Origin of the sequence: uncultured Sphingobacterium sp. (assembly GCF_964277905.1) — a bacterium.
Lineage (GTDB): Bacteria > Bacteroidota > Bacteroidia > Sphingobacteriales > Sphingobacteriaceae > Sphingobacterium > Sphingobacterium siyangense.
Genome location: NZ_CAXYKD010000001.1, coordinates 15,967 through 35,677, shown reverse-complemented (window position 1 = coordinate 35,677; position 19,711 = coordinate 15,967). Strand labels below are relative to the sequence as shown.

Sequence of the window (19,711 nt, the reverse complement as noted above, 5' to 3'; positions counted from 1 at the left end):
ACAACCTTTATGATACCATCAATCAAGCGACTACTGATTTTGTCATTATTGCTATTCAGTATTTCGGCCAAACTATTTGCACAAACTTCTGAAAAAGCCTCTTGGTTTAAAGATGCCCGCTTTGGCATGTTCATTCATTGGGGACTATACAGTGCAGCTGAAGGCATGTGGAAGGGTGAACCTTTACGTTATATGAATAACTATGCCGAGTGGTTAAGATATCGCAACCGCGTTTCCAAAGAAGAGTACGGTACTTTGGCAAAACGTTTCGACTGGAGTAAAATAGATCCTGAGCAATGGGTTCTTCTAGCAAAAGAGGCTGGGATGAAATATATTATCATCACCGCCAAACATCATGATGGTGTCGCCCTTTGGGACACAAAAGTTGGTGATTATAGCCTCCCAAAATTGAGTGGTTCCAATCGGGATGTCATCAAAGATATCGCAGAGGCCTGTAGAAAGCACGGCATGAAATTAGGCTTTTATTATTCCCATTGGATTGACTGGGAACATCCATACGGCTGGAATCATCAACAGGAGCTGTCGGGACATGTTACCGATGCCCAATACAATCAATATTGGCAGGAGAAAGTTATCCCTCAACTTCGGGAACTGATGACCAACTATGGCGACATTGCATTGATATGGTTCGACATGTGGATCCCTTATCAAAAGTCGATCATAAAAAAAGAACAATTACTGCAAGTTGTCAAACTGATCCGTGAACTACAGCCTAATTGCTTGATTAATTCACGTCTAGGTCTTCCTACGGATGCGGAGAATGTTGATTTTGAAACATTAGGAGATAACCAATTTGGCAGCAATTACATTAACCATCCATGGGAAACCCCTGGGACGATTGCCCATTCATGGGGTTACAACGGTCAGGAGAATGAATGGAAATCAACCAGTCAAATTTTCCAATCATTGATCTCCAATGTAAGTCTCAACGGGGGCTTCACCTTAAATATCGGGCCACGTGCCAATGGAACAGTTCCCTACGAAAGTGTCAGTCGTCTGCACGAAGTCGGAAATTGGCTAAACAGCTATGGAGCGAGCATCTATGGCAGCACCGGCCTTGATCTAAAAAACAACCATTTCGATTGGGGTTACCTCACGACAAAAAAAGAAGGGCAAAAAACAGTCATATATGCGCACGTCTTTAATTGGCCCTTAGATCATACACTTCGGATTACAGGAATCAAATCGACCCCAGAACAGGTTTCACTGATGAAGGGAAGTGTATCTACGGCGCTAAAATTTGATCAAAGTCTCAGTCTAATCCATATCCAATTACCTGACGCACAACCTGATCATTATGTTTCAGAAGTTAAATTGACTTTTAACAGCCCGCTAGAATTGGACAAAAATACAATCCCGGAATCAACCTTTGGTGGCTTTTCGTTGAAATCAACCAATAGCCTCAACCAAGGACTCAAAATTGTACGCTATAACGGCAAAAATCCAACGCATGCGATCCTGACGGGTGAGACGAAGATCGATTGGGAGGTAACCATCCCTGAAGCAGGAGTCTACTCACTCGATTTCTCAGCACATAATCCCAATAAACAAAACAGCGTTTTTGAAGTCAGTACTGCCAATCAGCTGTTGAAAGGAAGTTTTGCTCCTACAAACAAAATGGTGGTCGAGCCCAATGAAAACAACTACACAGAAGAATTTGTCGAAAACCGCATCGGCAAATTTAAATTCGATAAGCCCGGAAAATATATCGTAACCTTTAAAAGTAAAGAATTACAGCCACTTTGGTTTAACTGGATTTGGCTCGAAAAAATGAAGAATTAAACATAAGTTCCTCGGTACAGAACATGTAAAATACCAGCAGGCAGATTACTATGCTCACATAACAATCTGCCTGTTAGTAATTTATACAAAAAGTTACATATTTTAATATTTATTTATTATTTTGGGGTGAAAGTTGCCAATTTTGCAAATAGAGGCTGACAGGCCACTTATGCTTATAAATGAGAAAATTAACCCTAAACATTGTTGGATAATGCATCTGCAACGGGACTCTTTATCTGTGCTTTTTGACCAAACTGTAAATACAAGGTTGGAGGGACTAATCACGACCACCGATGATGGCACTATTCTACTGTTTAACAAACGCGCACAAGAACTTTTAGACCTCGAAAGTACGGCAAACACCAACAAACTACATGATTTAATTACATTTTACTCAGCAGATGATCTTTCGGAACTATCGCCTACAGAAACACCATTTTTTAGTGCTCTTTCCAAAAACCAAAACCAAAATGAAATTATCCTAGGACGAAAAAAGGATCAAGAGTTTAGATGGTATCAGTTCAATGTTCATCTTATTATAGAAGACAATAAAAAAGGTCTTTTAATCTCATTTATTGATGTATCGAAATTGGTCAATAAAAATCGTGTCCTAGAAGATAAACAACACCAACTTCAATTACTTGTTGCCTCATTGAACGATCTTGTGTTCGAAGTAACCGATACTGGAGTATTTAAAAACTACTGGACCAACAATCCGGATCTATTGTTCTATACGCCAGAAGAATTTCTAAATAAGAGCCTCACGGAGCTTTTCCCACCTGATCTTGCAGTGCCCGCTCTTCAATTAATACAAAGTTCATTAAAATTGGACCGCGAACTTAAGATGGATTTTCAATCCAATTTAAAAGAGCACAAAGACAAATGGTACCGTTTACAGATTAAACCTATACATAGGGCGCTGAACCGGGTAGCCCTGGTTATCTCCGACATTACAAAACAAGTCGAGTCCAATGAAAAGAGTAAATTCAATGAACACAAGTTTAATCAAGCATTTTATTTATCTGGTCTGGGAATCTCTTTGACAAGTCTCGAAGGTTACTGCATAGAATCCAATAACATGTTAACCAAAATTCTTGGTTATTCTCATGAAGAAATGTCGACAACCAAGTTTACTGATCGAACACACCCAGACGATATAGACAAAGATGTTGAACTTAGAGAACAACTTGTCAGGGGCGAAATTGAAGCATTTACGCTTCAAAAACGCTATTTACATAAATTAGGGCATTTTGTGTGGTGTTCTGTAACGGTTGCGGCAGTTTTTGATAATACCAATACCGCACAATTTCTGATCGTCCAGGTGCAGGATATTTCCGAATCAAAAAAGAATATAGAAATTCTAAAGAGGCAAAAGATTGAATCGGATCTAGTCAAAATAGATCTTGAAACCAAAATACGACAACTGGAAGAATTTGCTAACATCCTCGCTCATGATCTAAAGGGCCCACTCAGTAATATACAGATGCTTATTGACGAAATCAAGGTAACGGATGACGAAAAAATAAAAGCAGATTTTATAAACCTTTTGGATATTAGCAGTGACAACCTGACTGAAACATTACATGATTTGGGAGGTATACTTGATATCAAATCAAACAATTCACTGATTTACGAACAATGTAATTTTCTAGATGTATTCAAAAAAGTGCAACAGCAATTTCTGGAAGAAATACAGCAAAAAAATGCGACTATTTCCATCGAATTCAATGTAAAAGAGATATATTATCCTAAGATTTACCTGGAAAGTATCTTAAGCAATCTCCTGAGTAATGCACTCCGATTTACGGCAAAAGATAGAGCCCCTAAGATCGAAATACATACGCATCTGGAACAAGAAGGAACGTTATTAACGGTTAAAGACAACGGGCTGGGTATTAACCTACCAAAATACAAATCTGAGCTGTTTATGTTCAAAAAGGTTTTTCACCGTGGATTTGAGACTAAAGGTGTCGGATTGTTTCTCATTAGATATCTGATCGAATCATTGGGCGGAAAGATCGATGTACAAAGTAAAATCGATTCGGGTAGTACCTTTTATGTCAAATTTTTAGAAAAAGCATATAAAGATCCGCTGATACAACTATAAAAAATAGCGTTCAATCCTGTTCGTAGAAAATGACTGCTACGATCCTAAACAGCGTGATCTCACAAGTAAAAGAGTAAAAGAAAAACTGCAATGTCAATCAACAAAAAAGATGAGGTTTATTGACACGATGAAAACAATTATTAATCAAAAAGACCATGACTCCTGAAACTAAAAGAACGATCATTCTCATTGATGATAATGCCATTTTACGCACTATTTTCGGCCATATGTTACAGGGATTTACCGACTATGAGATTGACTTTCATTCCTTCAAAAATGCACTGGATGCATTGGATTTTTTGGATAACAATGACATCTGCCAGTCGTTGATGCCACCCATACTCTTTGTGGATATCAATATGCCATTTATGACTGGTTGGGAGTTAATGGATGTACTTGAAAATAGGACAGACTTCATCAAACAAACCAAGATTTTTATTGTCAGCTCCTCTACGAGCAAAAACGATCAGGAGCAACTGGCTAATTATCCTTTTATAAGCGATTTCATTCTGAAACCTTTTGGAAGAGAATCTATTTATGAGATTTTGAAAAAAATCGATTAAAGAAAGCCCCCCAAACTTTATTACTTAATTATTGGGGGGCCTTTTATTTTGACAACTTATTGTTGTGGACAGCGGACAGCCACTGTCGTTATTCTTTTTGAGCGATTAAATCGCCTGGCACTTGTCTGCCAACCAATTCTTTTCCTCAACTGTAAGATGAGTCGATAATTGATCAAATACCCACTGATTATAGTTATTTAGCCAGGCAATATGTTTCTTATCCAATAAGGATTTTTCGATTAAATCGGTTGCGATATAACATATTGTTAGTGTCTCAAAGTCCAAGAAGTCTCCAAATTCGGAAGATCCTGCTCTACGGGTCAACACGAGGTTCTCAATGCGAATACCATGTTTGCCGACGCGATACAATCCAGGCTCTATTGAAGTAATCATACCTGGTTCAACAGCAACATCTATTGCTGCTGCATTGAACACTTGTGGACCTTCGTGTACATTCAAGAAGAAACCGACACCATGTCCGGTACCATGTCCATAATTGCGTAATGTTTCCCACAATGGACGACGCGTAATTGCATCGATCTGATAGCCACGCGTTCCAGTAGGGAAGATAGCCTGAGAGCCTTCTATTGTCCCCTTGAGCACAAGCGTATAATCCTCTTTTTCCTCCTGCGTAAGACCTCCAAGCGTTACCACTCTGGTAATATCCGTTGTCCCTGTAGTATATTGCCCCCCAGAATCGACCAATAGTAAACCTTTAGGCTCTAGTGTATAATTCGATTTTTTATTAGCCGAATAATGCGGCAGGGCACCGTGATCCAAATATCCCGCAATTGTCGTGAATGAGACGTCAACAAAGCCATCTTGACTTTCACGAAATCCACGTAATTTGTCAGCAATAGATAATTCAGAAAGCTCACCAGAGGAGACATTCTCTTCCAACCATTTGAAGAAACGAGTCAACGCTATACCGTCTTTTACAAACGTATGGCGGTTATTTTCAACTTCAACCTTATTCTTAATTGCTTTTAAACTCGTCGAAGGGTTTATTTTCTCAACAATTTTAACCCCTTTAGGTACGCTGTCGAAAACAGCAAAACAGGTACGTTTGGGATCGATAAGAATAGATGCAACCTCCAATGTCGGAACTGTCTCAAAGAGATCCTCATAAGCTGCAATATCCACTCCGTAGCCCTTTAGTTCTTCCGTTGCCTGAGTTGTCAGCTTCGAAGGTTCAATATAAAGCGTTGCATTTTCTGCTGTAATCAATACAAATCCCAAAACAACAGGATTACAAGGTACATCCTGACCACGGATGTTTAATAACCAGGCCAGGTCATCCAAAGATGAGATCAGATGAGCCTCCGTTCTATTCTTTTTCATCTCCGCGCGGACAGCTTCAATTTTAGAAACCGTTGACTGTCCCGTAATATTTTCGTCCAGCAGGTAGGCCTGTGCCTTAGGAAGCTCTGGTCGTCCTTCCCATAATGATGACAACAGGTCAACATGACCATCTACTTTAATCTCCAAAGGCTCCAAAGTATTCTGAACAGATTGAGCCACCAATAAAGAAGCGAGATTGCCATCAAAAGCAACCTTAGCACCAGCACCCAACTGCTCGCCCAACCAATCTGCATACTCCGCTGCACCCTGCACTTTCAATTTCACCAATTCAAAACCTGTTCCTGCCAATTGCTCCCCTGCTTGGACAAAATAGCGAGAATCGGTCCAAAGGCCGGCAAAATCTTGTGTGATTGCCAACGTACCTGCCGAGCCGGTAAAACCCGAGGCCCAGGCAATGCATTTATAACGTTCCGGTAGATATTCACTAATATGAGGATCTGAAGATGGAATGATATATCCATCGATTCCCTGAACCTTCATCGCCTCACGAATGGCAGCTAATTTTTCGATATGCTTCATGTCGTCTATACAATTTTATGCAAGTTAGGATTTTTTAGGGTCGAATGCCTAACTTTAAGCCAAATAAAACAAACGAAGTACAGCGAACGCTTTCCCTTAAAATAGGCTGCGTTCAAGTCATCATGATAAATCCAATGGAATATCCATGATTGCCAGCACGAATATAGATAACCGTGTTTGCAAACTCATTGAAGATAAACTGGGATATACCATAGGACGATAAAAAAATAGTATATATGAACCAATTTCTGCTAAGTACCATTGCTTTTTCTACTTACGCGTTAACGACCGTTACCACTCCATTATTTGCGCAGGATCTTCGCAGTAAAATTCAGGATGCTTTTACGCAGTTTCAAAATCAGGAAAGCCTCAGGAATGGTTTGAGCTCACTGATAGTTTTCGATGGAAAAACAGGTCAGACTGTATTCGCAGCAAATGAAAATATCGGACTAGCAACCGCGTCCACCATGAAGGTAATCACTTCGGCTACGGCATTGGATTTCCTGGGCAAGAATTTTCAGTTCAAAACAACCCTGTATTATACAGGTGAAATCGACGAGAACGGTGTGTTAAACGGAAGTATTATTGTGACAGGTACGGGAGACCCTACCCTTGGCAGCGCCCGCTATCCGGAGACTCAGGCAACGACGATACTGAACAAGTGGCTTACAGCGATCCAAAATGCCGGTATCAAAAGTATTAATGGCGCTATCATTGCCGATGATCGGCTTTATAATGGGAACCAGCTTCCGGGTGGCTGGATCTGGACTGACATGGGTAACTACTACGGCGCGGGGATTTCTTCGCTCAATTGGTGTGAGAACGCTTTTGGCATCAATTTTACCCCAAGTAATAAAATTGGCGCCAAAGCGGAGATCCTCAGTTATACAGCCCAAGTTCCCTACCTGGAAATTATCAATGAAACGACCACTGGTAAATCAGGAAGCGGCGACAACGTATACGCCTATGCTGCCCCCTATTCAACGAAGATATTTGTGCGTGGTTCGTATGGGCAGGATCTCAAGAAAACAATTGAGCTCTCCTCTCCCGATCCAGCTTATGATCTCGCTTATCAATTAAACGAAGTCCTAAACAACAACGGTATTGTTGCCAGCGAACGGCCTGCTACTGGAACAAAGATGGATTCAGTTGATGTTTCAAAAAAACAAACCCTGGATATCCACCTATCCCCAACCTTAGATAAAATTGTCTACTGGTTTAACCAAAAGAGCATCAATCTCTATGGAGAAGCCCTATTGAAAGCGATAGCTTATACGACAGCGGGTAAAACGGGTACCGACGATGGCGCCTATTATATCCAAAAATATTGGAACGCCAAATTAGGCATAAAATCCAGTGAACTCAATAGTATGGATGGTTCGGGACTATCGCCTCAAAATCGAGTGACCACAGCAGCGATGAATAAGATTATGCAGTATGCACAAAAACAAAGTTGGTACCCTGCTTTCTATGAAAGTCTTCCCACCTATAACAATATGAAGATGAAAAGTGGAACAATCGGCGGCGTACTTGGTTATACAGGTGTACATACCAATAAAACAGGACAGTCATTTACCTACACATTACTGGTTAACAACTATTCTGGGTCGGCCTCCAGCATGCGTCAGCAAATGTTTAAACTGTTGGATGCCCTGAAGTAACATATTATTGTCTAATTATAATAAGATATTGGCAAATATTTCCAATTATCAAAAAGAATGATAGATTTGTAGCCTTAAATTAATAAAATCGTAATGAGTAACACTAATCGTAAACAGGCAGCGTTAAACTACCACGCAATGGGTAGACCTGGTAAAATAGCTGTTGTTCCGACCAAACCAACAAATTCGCAAAGAGACTTATCATTAGCATATTCTCCAGGTGTAGCGGAGCCATGTTTGGCTATTGCTGAGAACAAAGAAGATGCTTATAAATATACCGCAAAAGGAAACCTTGTTGCTGTTATCAGTAATGGTACAGCAGTATTGGGCTTAGGCGATATCGGCGCCCAAGCTGGTAAACCAGTCATGGAAGGTAAGGGTTTATTATTCAAAATTTTTGCCGACATTGATGTATTTGACATCGAAGTGGACACCAAAAATGTCGATGAGTTTGTCAACATTGTCAAAGCATTGGAGCCTACTTTTGGAGGGATCAACCTGGAAGATATCAAAGCACCGGAATGTTTTGAAATCGAACGCCGTCTAAAAGAAGAAATGAACATCCCAGTGATGCACGATGACCAACATGGTACGGCAATCATCTCAGGTGCAGCATTGATCAACGCCTGTGAAATTATCGGTAAAGATATTTCAAAAGTAAAAATCGTCGTCAATGGTGCTGGAGCGGCTGCAATGTCGTGTACAGCAATGTATATTTCAGTAGGTGCTAGCAAAGAGAATATTGTGATGCTGGATAGCAAAGGTGTAATCCGTACTGATAGAGAAAATCTAGACAGTATGAAAGCACAATATGCAACAGATCGCGATATTCGCACCCTGGCAGATGCTGTAAAAGATTCGGATGTATTTATCGGTCTATCGGCAGCAGACGTCATGTCGGCAGAGATGTTGTTATCGATGGCTCCAAACCCAATTGTATTGGCGATGGCAAATCCAAATCCTGAGATTGCTTACGATTTGGCGATGGCAACACGTAACGATATTATCATGGGTACAGGTCGTTCAGATTATCCTAACCAAGTAAACAATGTATTGGGTTTCCCATATATCTTCCGTGGTGCTTTGGATGTACGTGCAACAGCAATTAACGAGGAAATGAAAATTGCCGCAGTGCGTGCAATTGCAGATTTGGCGAAACAACCTGTTCCAGAAGAAGTAAATCAAGCCTATAACACGAGCAATTTAAAATTCTCGGAAGAATATATCATTCCAAAACCTACCGATCCGCGTTTGATCACTGAAGTTTCCATGGCTGTTGCAAAAGCTGCCATCGCATCAGGTGTAGCAAAGACCGTAATCGAAGATTGGGATCAATACAGCGATGCCCTACGTAAACGTCTTGGTAAAGATGATGCGATTATGCGCAATTTGACTATGGCCGCTAAAAGAGATCCTAAACGTGTTGTTTTTGCAGAAGCAGACAATTACAAAACGTTGCGTGCGGCACAGATTGTTAAAGAAGAAGGCATTGCGATTCCAATTCTTTTAGGTAGAAGAGATAAAATCGAACGCTTAATCAAAGAATATGCTTTTGAATTGGATGGTCTTGAAATTATCGACCCAGTTGCTGAAGTCGACAACGAAACGGAGCGTTCGAAGAAATTTATTGAGCATCTTTACATCAAAAGACAACGCCGTGGTATATCGAAATACGATGCCCGTAAGTTGATGTACGACCGCAACTATTTTGGTGCCTCTTTAGTGGAATTTGGCGAAGCTGATACCCTAATTTCCGGTATGACCAAAAATTATGCAAATACAATCCGTCCGGCATTACATGTAATCGGTGCTAAACCAGGCAGCCGTGTCGCAGGTATGTATATGATGTTAACAAAAAAAGGACCAATCTTCATGGGTGATACAACCGTAAATGAAGACCCTACAGCACAAGAACTAGCAGACATTACCCTGTTATTGGATAAAGCTGTGAGACGCATGAACATTCAGCCACGTATTGCATTACTATCTTACTCTAATTTTGGTTCAAGCGAAGGAAAAACGCCAACAAAAGTAAGAGCGGCAGCGCAGATTTTACACGCTCAACATCCAGAGATTATTGCTGATGGTGATTTACAAGCAAACTTCGCCTTAAACAGCGAAATGTTGACAGCAAACTTCCCTTTCAGCTGCTTAAATGGAAAATCTGCGAATACACTCGTATTTCCTAATTTGGAGTCCGGAAATATCGCTTATAAATTATTGCAAGAAGTTGGTGAAGCTGAGGCTGTAGGTCCAATCCTTTTGGGTATGAACAAACCAATTCACGTATTGCAATTGGACAGCTCTGTGCGCGAAATCGTCAATATGGTTACCATTGCCGTAGTAGATGTACAAGCACATCTTAAAAATTTATAGAATAGCTTAAAATCTTCCTATATTCGTATACTATGTACGAATATTTCAATGGAAAATTAGCATATAAAGCCCCCACTCATGTTGTTATCGATGTGAGTGGGATTGGTTATTATGTCCACATCTCTCTCTATACCTTCTCCCAAATCAAGGATCAGGAAAATTGTAAACTATTTATATCACTTCAAGTTCGGGAAGATTCACACACGCTTTATGGCTTTGCGACAGAAGGCGAGAAAAAATTATTCGAAAATTTGATCTCCGTTTCTGGTATTGGCCCCAATACAGGCCGTATGATACTATCGTCAAACACACCCGATGAGATCCAGTCTGCCATCGTCAATGGCCAGGTTGCCCTAATTCAAAAGATTAAAGGAATCGGTCCTAAAACAGCACAACGTCTTATACTGGAACTTCAGGATAAATTAAAAAAACAGGGCTTCGAAGCTTTGGCATCACCTATCCAATCCCAATCTGTGCCAGAAGAAGCCTTATCAGCGCTGGTTATGCTCGGATTCAACAAAGTCGCGGCAGAGAAGGTGTTAAATACCATTTTAAAGACCGAAAGCAATCTTTCCGTAGAGGATATGATCAAATTAGCATTGAAACGACTTTAATGCATAAACATTAGCAGTATGTATCCGATATTAATCATTAGATAACGGATACGTACTGCTAATGCTGTAGCGTAAAAGATAAAAGGAACCTTCGGGTTCCTTTGTCATTTCCTGAACCGCAGTTTTACTACAAATCAGTCCCTATTCAAGGTGCTTCAAATTTAAAGCATCAAAACAATATATCTATAAATTATAAGGAGCTAATAGGGACTTTATAGGGACCTCATTCGGACCTTATTCGGATAAGCCCCTATAAGATCCGTTTAACATACCTATAAATTAAGTCGTAATAACAGATTAAAAATAGCTGTTGTCAGAAGATTGTCCAAGGTTGTTATCTCCTCTATCGCTTCAATCGTCTAAATCAGCCACCTGCACAGCAAATGATATTTATGGTTAGATCATCTGGCCATAAAAAGAAAAAACAGTTAAAAAGCACATTTTTTTACGCGAATTTAGATCGTATTCCTTGAAGTAAAATATCCCCTTTAACAGGCTAGACAAACGATTGATCTACTTCAAACAGGCTATTACCCAAAACACTTCTAAGTGCCCAAAAACACTTTTAACAGTGTTTTCATACCCTATTTGTTACATTTCCTCTTTGCTAAAACGTATTTATTCACCTATTTTTAGGACTTCTTATTTCAGTTATAATCTCACGCATGAAGAAACTATTTTCACTTGCGCTGGCTCTAAGTGTAGGAGCAGCAGTATTTGCGCAAGAAAAGAAAGATGCTACCTTGAACATTGTGCCATTACCGCAACAGGTTCAAATTAAAAATGGTACGTTTAAAATCAACGCTAACACCAAAATCGCCTTTGATAGCGAAGAGGACAAAAAAGTTGCAACGCTGTTTCAGGATTTCCTAAAAAGCAACTACAATCTCAATTTATCAGTAGTGAAATCAGCGAGCAGCAATACGATCTATTTCTCCTCCAAAAACGCAAAATCCACTAATGCTGAAGCGTATGAACTTAACATAAGTTCGGACCGCGCAACTATTAGCGGAAAAGCTGCCGGTCTATTTTATGGTATGCAATCGTTGATCCAACTGCTACCTGTAGATAAAAAGGCCAGCATAGAAATTCAACAAGCTTCAATCCAGGATGAACCTCGTTTTGCCTATCGTGGATTACACCTCGATGTTGGCCGTCACTTCTTTCCTGTAGAATTTGTAAAAAAATACATTGATATTCTGGCATCTTACAAATTGAATACATTTCATTGGCATTTGACAGACGACCAAGGCTGGCGTATAGAAATCAAATCACATCCAAAATTGACTCAGATTGGCGGTTACCGCAAGCAAACTCTCCTGGGTAACTACAAGACAGATGGCGATTATGACAACACACCTTATGGTGGTTTCTATACTCAGGACCAAATCAAAGAAGTGGTTGCCTATGCAAAAGCTAAATATGTAACGGTTATACCCGAAATCGAGATGCCAGGACATGCATTAGCAGCACTTTCGGCTTACCCAGAATTGGGCTGTGGTGATAAGCCAGGACCTTACACAGCTGCTCAGACTTGGGGAGTGTTTGACGATGTTTTCTGTGCCGGAAAAGAAGAGACATTCAAATTATTGGAAGATGTAATTGATGAAGTCATTCCCCTATTCCCCAGCGAATATATCCACATCGGTGGTGATGAGTGTCCAAAAACAAAATGGAAAACATGTCCATTTTGTCAAAAAAGAATCAAAGACAACAACCTCAAAGATGAACATGAGTTACAGAGCTATTTTATCCAACGTATGGAAAAATACATCAATAGTAAAGGTAAACGTATCATTGGATGGGATGAGATCTTAGAGGGCGGTTTAGCGCCTAATGCGACTGTCATGAGCTGGAGAGGCGATCAAGGCGCAATTGATGCAGCCAATCAAGGTCACGATGTGATCATTACGGCAAACAGCTATGGTCTATATTTTGATCACAAACAAGGTCCTGATCAAAACCGAGAACCTTTAAGTATCGGCGGACTTTCCACATTGAGCAAAGTATATTCGTCAGACCCAATGCCTAGCAAAATTGCTGAAAACAACAAGAAACACGTTTTAGGTGTACAAGCAAATATTTGGACGGAGTATATTGGATCATCCAATAAAGTCGAATTTACAGTGTTACCGCGCGTTTTAGCGCTTTCTGAAATTGCCTGGACACAGCCAGCGAAAAAGAACTGGAAAAATTTCTCAGAACAGCGTGCAGCAAATCAGCTGGCTAAACTTGACCAAACCAATACATTCTATCGTGTACCGGAAGTATATGGCATAACAGATACCACCGTATATGCTTCGGAATATACGATCAGAGGCTTGAAACCATCTGTTGAAGGGGCCAAAATTTATTACACATTGGACAACTACGATCCTTCAGAATTGGATTTAGAATATACAGGCCCAGTGAAAATTACGGTTCCTAATAGTAAGGAACGTGTTTTCAAAGCCGTTGTTGTAACGCCTTCCGGCAAAAGAAGCAACTACATTCGGGTGAATATTATCAACACCAAGAAATAATAACATTTGCCTGATAAGAAAGCGCTAATATTCTGTTAACTTTGAACAGCGTATTAGCGCTTTTTCATTTCATGCAGGTTGGAACTCAATATGCCGTGAAGCTTTCCGGACAGGCAAAACATGCTTGGCAATTGTAATCCTGATAGCAAATGCATGATTATTTTTTTTACATAGATTTTTATGGCAGAGGATTTACAAATAGCTAAAGGTAGCAAAGAAGAACAATATCAAAATTTACTTCCTCAGATCGGAGGACTATTGCAAGGCGAGCCTAATCAAATTGCCAATTTGGCTAACATCGCTGCTGCACTGAAAGAACAATTCAATTTTTTCTGGGTTGGTTTCTATCTTGTTGATGGAGACGAGCTCGTATTAGGCCCTTTTCAGGGACCCGTTGCATGCACGCGTATCAAAAAAGGCCGTGGCGTATGTGGGGGTGCTTGGGCACAGGAAAAAACATTGATTGTTCCTGATGTGGAGCAATTTCCGGGACACATTGCCTGTAGTTCGCTCTCGCGGTCCGAAATAGTGCTACCCGTTTTTAAACAGGGACAGATTATCGGTGTGCTGGACGTTGACAGCAGTGAATTAAATAGTTTTGATGAAGTCGATGAGAAATACCTTACGCAGGTATTACAGCTTTTAGACAGCGAATAGATAAGCTCCACAACTGAAGATTGAAATAGCGTAAGTATCGGCCTAGATTTGAAAAACGAACCGTATACTTACGCTATTTTTTAACAATTCAAGCCATCCACACCTGTTAATCCAAAAAAACATCCGATCGATACCTAAAAACCAAATCCTACCTGTAAAGTAAAACGGTGCAGATCATATTTTTTATCCATTTGTGTTGTTCCATACCCTATGCTAGTGTCTGGCAAACTTGCTGAGGGTCGCGTATAAGTATCCTTTCGGCTATAGTGCTGATACCGATATCCTGTTGCCAAAGACCAATATTTCGCTGAATTCTTAAATTTAAAGCGCCAACCCAGCTGTGGATTTACCAATAAGCCGCCCTGATATTCATATTTTAAATTACTCTCGACTAGATTTTTATTCAAGAAAGCAAAACTATAGCCTAAATCCAATCCTGCAAAAAAACTACGTTTTCTGTCAGGGAATTCCACATAATTCACTTTGGCTGAGAGTGGTAAAAACCATTTTGATCCTTCATTGTTTACAGGATACCTATCCACCCCTGTATTTAAACCCAGAGCGATATTTTCATGGAGCTGCACCCCATGGAATGTATGCAGGCCAAATCCAGATTCGAGAAAAGCAGGGCCATAAGTAATAACCGAAAATTCATTATGATTTGTATATTTTTTTGTTTGGGCATCAACAGTTAAATACCCGAGAAGAGCCAAAATGGCAATCGAAAGTCTTTTCATATCAGAATAATGAAGCTCTTGAAATAGTTTCTTAATTGGATCTAATAACAGGAATAATGCTCAATTCTTTCAATTTGGCCTTATTGCTATAATCGTATTGATGTACACCTTTTTCTCCAACAACGATCAGCGATTTTGGTCCAGCGATAACATCTAGGCTCATCAGATCTTTGTGAGTTTCTAAAAGCTTATTACCTATTTGGCTGACGTCACTGGCATCGAATGACTTCAACCCAAATTTTCCATCACAGACATATAAGGTTTGGTCTGCTAGCGCCAGGCCGTAGGGGTTCTCCAAAGTGAAGGTATTTTTCAACATCGGTTTTCTCAGATCTTGGATATCGATAACTTCCAACAAATTCTGCAGTCCACCACATACCACGCCTGCACGTAAGGTTACAAAGGCATATTTCTCATTGACAACGACAGGATCACAGGCACGAATATGTGCATAACGTGACAGTTCTACGGGAGCAGATGCCGTCGTGATATCATAAATCACCATGCCTGTATTGGAGCCGATAAACAGGCTATTTTTAAAGGGAAAAATTGTTTCGATACCAGGGCCTATTTTGATATCCTTTACATAGGCCGGTTTACTTGCATTCTGTACGTTAAAAAGGTGTAATGTCGTTTGATCTACAGCATATAGGTGTTTATTGGCAATGGTAAATCGCGCCATGGATCCGCCCTGTCCTGAGCCTGAATTGGTTTCATTATAGAGAAGTTCTTTTCGGTCATAGGGCGAATATTTATCTTTTTGGCTATAGCTTACCAGACTATCTCGGAATCCTGTAATGATGCGATCGGCAGTGTTATTGAAGTAATCCATTTGAAGCAACATCTTAAACACATCCTTATTCCGTGTCAATAATTTGGGAGATGCAGGGTTTTCGAGATCGAAGGTCAACAGATCTGTAAAACTATCAGCATACAGCTTTCCATCTAGAACCGCAAGATCCACATTGCCAGGGATACTCAGGAACGATATCGCCAGAGGTTTTGACGGATCGACATTATTAAAAATATGAATACCTTTACCCGGCTCATTAATAAACAGGTAATCTTGATAAATATAGATCTTTCCAGTTTGAACAATTGTCGTGGGGCTGCTTACGGGATTAGCTTTAGCTCGTATACCTTCCATTGATTCGAATATGGGCACGCTAGCCAGATACATTCCTTTACTTTCGATTTTATCACAGCTCGAAAGCGCTATACAGCCTAATAAGATAAGCCAAATTCTTTTCATAAAATATAACTATAAGGTCAATTAAATTTATAATTACCATAGTTAACGATATAAGTATGAATTCGCTACAGAGAAAATTTATTTTTTCATCTGCTCAGTTAGTCCGTACCTTCTGCCCAATCTTTTATACATGAAATTCCCATACTTTTACTAATTTGTCGTCACCGACACTAAAGAAATATTGTCCATTTTCGGACCATGCACCTGCATTTACAGATAAATGATGGCCATCTTGCATCTTCTCGCGGCTCATATTTTTCAATAATGCAAAATCGGCTGTGGACCAAAATTTCAACGATTTATCGCGACTGACAGTTGCAAAAATTGGCGCTTCAGGATGGGGATATATTCCGTATACGGTAAAAAGATGAGGTACAAAGGAAAAATTAGTTGTCAATTGATTTGGATCTGAAATCACCAATTGCGCATCCCTTCCACCACTTAGCAATTTATTATGGATAAATGCCAGCGACGTAGCGGGCATACTATGCAATTTTGAATCAGTAATAACATGAAAGTCAGTACTGTCCAACATATAAACCTGTCCATCTTTATCGCCCAATGCTATTCGTCCGAGTCCTTCATCAATTGCAATTGCTCGAATTGTTGTTGGGGATATACGCTTCTCGTAAATACTTTTATAAGTTGCCAAGTCAATGACATACAATGTCCCCTCTTCACCTACTGCCAAAAGCTCATTTTTCCAGGACATATAAGCCAATGCAAAAATAGCTTTGGTGCTTAGTTGTATGCTTGCTACAAGCTTTTGCTCTTCTACATGTACAAAAAGTAGCTTGCCCTCGCGCAAGGCTATGGCCAGAATCGGCGTACCCGTTATCAACCGTAAAGCGTATACCGATGAACTTACCGCGCAGAGAATACGCTTAAATGCATTCTGCTCAATATCCCATTCGACAACGCCCTTATCGTTACCAGCTGTAAAAAATGTATGCCTATAATAGCCCTTCTCTACACAAAAAATAGGGTTTTGATGTCCTGGTAATGTCGATTTTAATGTAATATCCATAGTAATTTCGCTAAAACTCCTTCTCCAGCCGGATCGCATATTTTACGCCCAGTTTTTATGCTGTAGGACTAAATTCTCCGCTGATCGAACTGTGAGTCCAGTAAAAATCAATACAGCAATACGTATTGTTAGCCGGTAGAAACAAGAAGTGCAGTATATCCACAAATATACTGCACTTCTTAGATTATTTTGTCATCTTAGCTTAAAGCCTTCTCCACGTTTCGGATTTTGTTCAACGGTGTTGCCATCTTCCGATTTTAAGTGAGCTAGGAGCACGAAGTAAGATGTCCCTTCAAATACCTATTGATGTCTGCTCTCGAGGTTTTTCGCAATTGTTTCCAAAGAAAATCCTTTCTCACGCAACAATACGATCAAATGAAACAATAAGTCTGAAGTTTCATTGATAAAATCAGCATCTGTTTCTGTCAATGCTGCAATTACTGTTTCTACGGCTTCCTCGCCAACCTTTTGCGCAATCTTATTGATACCGCGAGAACGCAGACGATTGACATAAGATTCGTCAGAAGGATGTTCATAGCGATGGTTGACAATACGCTCTAACTCCAGCAGAAAGTTTTGGTTAAAGTCTGTACTGAAACAGCTTCTGCTCCCTGTATGACAGGTAGGCCCCATTGGTTCTGCTTTGATCAAAACAGTATCCTTATCACAATCAACATGGATACTTTTTACATTCAAAAAGTTTCCACTCTCCTCTCCTTTTGTCCAAAGGCGATTTTTGCTTCGGGAGAAAAACGTGACACGTTTCTCTGCTTGTGTCTTCTCCCAAGCTTTCTCGTTCATATAGCCTAACATCAACACTTCCAACGTTTGGAAGTCCTGCACAATCACTGGAACGAGGCCGTCACTTTTTGCAAAATCTAACATGATTTTAGTATTTCAATTTTTAATTATTTTCGAAGAGCCATGAGCTCTCTTTTAACTTCTCAGGATTTCATACAGCAAGTTTATGACTTACTTCTCCTTGATCAATCTTGCTTTCTATCTTACGACAATTCCATTTTGACGCAAAGTAGCTTTAAGATCGGGAATCAATATTTCACCATAATGAAACACCGATGCCGCTAAGGCAGCATCTACGTTAGCTTGCTGAAAAACATCCACAAAATGCTGTTGATTACCAGCTCCGCCAGAGGCAATCAGTGGAATATGAATCTGGTCATTTATTGTTTTTAAAAAACCATTGTCAAAGCCATTTTTTGTTCCGTCATGATCCATTGACGTCAACAGGATCTCTCCCGCTCCACGTTCCTGCGCTTCAAGTATCCAATCCGCTGTGTTCAATTCCGTCCTAATGCGTCCACCACTCAGATGGACAAAATGCTGTCCGTCGATGGACCGGGTATCGACAGCAACAACAACAAATTGTGCACCAAAAGCTGCAGCCATCTGATTGATAAGATCGGGGTTACGTACCGCCGCGGAATTGATGGAAATTTTATCTGCACCTGCATTCAACAGGATGTCAGCATCTTTGATTTCATTGATACCACCGCCGATTGTAAAAGGAATATTCACCTGACGTGCGACCGCTTTGACTAAATCAATTGTCGTTTTACGCTCCTCATGTGTCGCTGTAATATCCAGGAAAACGAGTTCATCAGCCCCTTGTTGAGAATATTCATAGGCCAATTCAACGGGATCACCCGCATCGCGCAGATCCACAAAATTGACTCCTTTTACAGTCCGCCCATCCTTAACATCCAAACAGGGAATTATACGTTTTGCCAGCATTTTAAAATCTGATTAACGATTTTAAATTCCAATCTTTGATTTCATCGATCGAGATTCTATTTTCATAGATTGCTTTACCAACGACAACAGATTCTACACTGCCCAGTTCCTGAAGTTTCTGAATATCGTCCATTGAACTGATCCCGCCAGAAGCAATTAACTTGATAATCGGAGAATGGTTCAACAACTTTTGGTACAATTCAACACCTGCGCCGCCCAATTTACCATCTTTACTAATATCGGTACATAAGAATCTAAAGAACCCTAAAACCAAGCATTTATCAATATATTCGATCAATTTGATTGGAGAGCTTTCCAACCAGCCGGAGTATTTGATGACTTCATCCAATACATCGATCGCTATAACAATGTGGTCTGCATATTTTACTTTACCTTCATTCAATGTAGCCAGTTCCTCCAAAAATGAAGGATTTGTAATTGCCTGTGTTCCGACAATAACGCGATAAACACCCGCATCTACCAATTCTTTAACCTTCTCTATGCTTCTAACACCACCGCCATATTGAATCTTCATATCCGTCTTTTGGATAATATCAAATAAATAGGCCTGATTGCTGAAGTCTCCTTTTGCACCATTTAAATCAATGATATGGACGAGTTCCGTACCATTTGCGCGATAGGTTTCGATTTGCTCTTCTAAACTAATCGCATACGTTGTAACGTCATTGTAGTTACCCTCTCTCAAACGGACAACTTTTTTGTCCAAAACGTCTATTGCTGGAATGATATACATAGTCG

Annotated in this window: 15 protein-coding genes; 8 read left to right on the top strand and 7 right to left on the bottom strand. The window is 40.1% G+C overall.

Annotated features, from left to right (window positions below):
• Positions 1-9: 9 nt before the first annotated feature.
• The 3 genes from ACHWSC_RS00160 (at position 10) to ACHWSC_RS00150 (ending at position 4,473) form a co-directional block, all read left to right on the top strand.
• Positions 10-1,803, top strand: a complete 1,794-nt coding sequence (locus tag ACHWSC_RS00160) for an alpha-L-fucosidase (protein WP_394675404.1) — start codon at positions 10-12, stop codon at positions 1,801-1,803.
• Positions 1,804-2,014: 211 nt separating this feature from the next.
• Entirely contained in the window at positions 2,015-3,910 is a 1,896-nt protein-coding gene (locus ACHWSC_RS00155) for a PAS domain S-box protein (protein ID WP_394675403.1), read from the top strand.
• A gap of 155 nt (positions 3,911-4,065) precedes the next feature.
• Entirely contained in the window at positions 4,066-4,473 is a 408-nt protein-coding gene (locus ACHWSC_RS00150) for a response regulator (protein WP_394675402.1), read from the top strand.
• Positions 4,474-4,578: 105 nt separating this feature from the next.
• Here the strand turns inward: ACHWSC_RS00150 and ACHWSC_RS00145 are convergent, their stop codons facing one another.
• A complete protein-coding gene (locus ACHWSC_RS00145; protein ID WP_394675401.1) occupies positions 4,579-6,354 on the bottom strand; it encodes an aminopeptidase P family protein in 1,776 nt (591 codons plus the stop codon).
• Positions 6,355-6,590: 236 nt separating this feature from the next.
• Here ACHWSC_RS00145 and dacB point away from each other — a divergent pair, with 236 nt between their 5' ends.
• From dacB to ACHWSC_RS00120, 5 genes are all read left to right on the top strand, one after another.
• Entirely contained in the window at positions 6,591-8,015 is a 1,425-nt protein-coding gene (gene dacB / locus ACHWSC_RS00140; RefSeq protein ID WP_394675400.1) for a D-alanyl-D-alanine carboxypeptidase/D-alanyl-D-alanine-endopeptidase, read from the top strand.
• Positions 8,016-8,108: 93 nt separating this feature from the next.
• Positions 8,109-10,391 (top strand): NADP-dependent malic enzyme, encoded by a 2,283-nt coding sequence (locus ACHWSC_RS00135; RefSeq protein ID WP_394675399.1) that lies wholly within the window; start codon positions 8,109-8,111, stop codon positions 10,389-10,391.
• Between the two features lie 32 nt (positions 10,392-10,423).
• Positions 10,424-11,005, top strand: coding sequence for a Holliday junction branch migration protein RuvA (gene ruvA / locus ACHWSC_RS00130; RefSeq protein ID WP_145328917.1), 582 nt, complete (start codon positions 10,424-10,426; stop codon positions 11,003-11,005).
• Between the two features lie 665 nt (positions 11,006-11,670).
• Entirely contained in the window at positions 11,671-13,527 is a 1,857-nt protein-coding gene (locus ACHWSC_RS00125) for a beta-N-acetylhexosaminidase (RefSeq protein ID WP_394675398.1), read from the top strand.
• 180 nt (positions 13,528-13,707) lie between these two features.
• Complete coding sequence (locus ACHWSC_RS00120; RefSeq protein ID WP_046672350.1) at positions 13,708-14,184, top strand: GAF domain-containing protein; 477 nt, start codon at positions 13,708-13,710, stop codon at positions 14,182-14,184.
• A gap of 134 nt (positions 14,185-14,318) precedes the next feature.
• Here the strand turns inward: ACHWSC_RS00120 and ACHWSC_RS00115 are convergent, their stop codons facing one another.
• From ACHWSC_RS00115 to ACHWSC_RS00090, 6 genes are all read right to left on the bottom strand, one after another.
• Positions 14,319-14,921, bottom strand: coding sequence for a hypothetical protein (locus tag ACHWSC_RS00115; RefSeq protein WP_046672349.1), 603 nt, complete (start codon positions 14,919-14,921; stop codon positions 14,319-14,321).
• 31 nt (positions 14,922-14,952) lie between these two features.
• A complete protein-coding gene (locus ACHWSC_RS00110; RefSeq protein WP_394675397.1) occupies positions 14,953-16,173 on the bottom strand; it encodes an LVIVD repeat-containing protein in 1,221 nt (406 codons plus the stop codon).
• Between the two features lie 124 nt (positions 16,174-16,297).
• Complete coding sequence (locus ACHWSC_RS00105) at positions 16,298-17,200, bottom strand: WD40 repeat domain-containing protein (RefSeq protein ID WP_394675396.1); 903 nt, start codon at positions 17,198-17,200, stop codon at positions 16,298-16,300.
• A 300-nt stretch (positions 17,201-17,500) separates the two neighbouring features.
• The gene (gene hisIE, locus ACHWSC_RS00100) at positions 17,501-18,085 is read right to left on the bottom strand and encodes a bifunctional phosphoribosyl-AMP cyclohydrolase/phosphoribosyl-ATP diphosphatase HisIE (RefSeq protein ID WP_088160174.1); all 585 of its coding nucleotides are present in this window, start codon (positions 18,083-18,085) and stop codon (positions 17,501-17,503) included.
• A 114-nt stretch (positions 18,086-18,199) separates the two neighbouring features.
• Positions 18,200-18,952 (bottom strand): imidazole glycerol phosphate synthase subunit HisF, encoded by a 753-nt coding sequence (gene hisF / locus ACHWSC_RS00095; protein WP_075990988.1) that lies wholly within the window; start codon positions 18,950-18,952, stop codon positions 18,200-18,202.
• 1 nt (position 18,953) lies between these two features.
• Complete coding sequence (locus ACHWSC_RS00090; RefSeq protein WP_075990987.1) at positions 18,954-19,706, bottom strand: HisA/HisF-related TIM barrel protein; 753 nt, start codon at positions 19,704-19,706, stop codon at positions 18,954-18,956.
• Between the last annotated feature and the right edge of the window lie 5 nt (positions 19,707-19,711).

Coding starts and splice junctions, on each gene's coding strand:
- ACHWSC_RS00090 (WP_075990987.1), bottom strand. CDS start 19,706: ATGTATATCATTCCAGCAATAGACGTTTTGGACAAAAAAGTTGTCCGT.
- ACHWSC_RS00155 (WP_394675403.1), top strand. CDS start 2,015: ATGCATCTGCAACGGGACTCTTTATCTGTGCTTTTTGACCAAACTGTA.
- ACHWSC_RS00160 (WP_394675404.1), top strand. CDS start 10: ATGATACCATCAATCAAGCGACTACTGATTTTGTCATTATTGCTATTC.
- ACHWSC_RS00115 (WP_046672349.1), bottom strand. CDS start 14,921: ATGAAAAGACTTTCGATTGCCATTTTGGCTCTTCTCGGGTATTTAACT.
- hisF (WP_075990988.1), bottom strand. CDS start 18,952: ATGCTGGCAAAACGTATAATTCCCTGTTTGGATGTTAAGGATGGGCGG.
- ACHWSC_RS00105 (WP_394675396.1), bottom strand. CDS start 17,200: ATGGATATTACATTAAAATCGACATTACCAGGACATCAAAACCCTATT.
- dacB (WP_394675400.1), top strand. CDS start 6,591: ATGAACCAATTTCTGCTAAGTACCATTGCTTTTTCTACTTACGCGTTA.
- ruvA (WP_145328917.1), top strand. CDS start 10,424: ATGTACGAATATTTCAATGGAAAATTAGCATATAAAGCCCCCACTCAT.
- ACHWSC_RS00145 (WP_394675401.1), bottom strand. CDS start 6,354: ATGAAGCATATCGAAAAATTAGCTGCCATTCGTGAGGCGATGAAGGTT.
- ACHWSC_RS00110 (WP_394675397.1), bottom strand. CDS start 16,173: ATGAAAAGAATTTGGCTTATCTTATTAGGCTGTATAGCGCTTTCGAGC.
- ACHWSC_RS00125 (WP_394675398.1), top strand. CDS start 11,671: ATGAAGAAACTATTTTCACTTGCGCTGGCTCTAAGTGTAGGAGCAGCA.
- ACHWSC_RS00135 (WP_394675399.1), top strand. CDS start 8,109: ATGAGTAACACTAATCGTAAACAGGCAGCGTTAAACTACCACGCAATG.
- ACHWSC_RS00120 (WP_046672350.1), top strand. CDS start 13,708: ATGGCAGAGGATTTACAAATAGCTAAAGGTAGCAAAGAAGAACAATAT.
- hisIE (WP_088160174.1), bottom strand. CDS start 18,085: ATGTTAGATTTTGCAAAAAGTGACGGCCTCGTTCCAGTGATTGTGCAG.
- ACHWSC_RS00150 (WP_394675402.1), top strand. CDS start 4,066: ATGACTCCTGAAACTAAAAGAACGATCATTCTCATTGATGATAATGCC.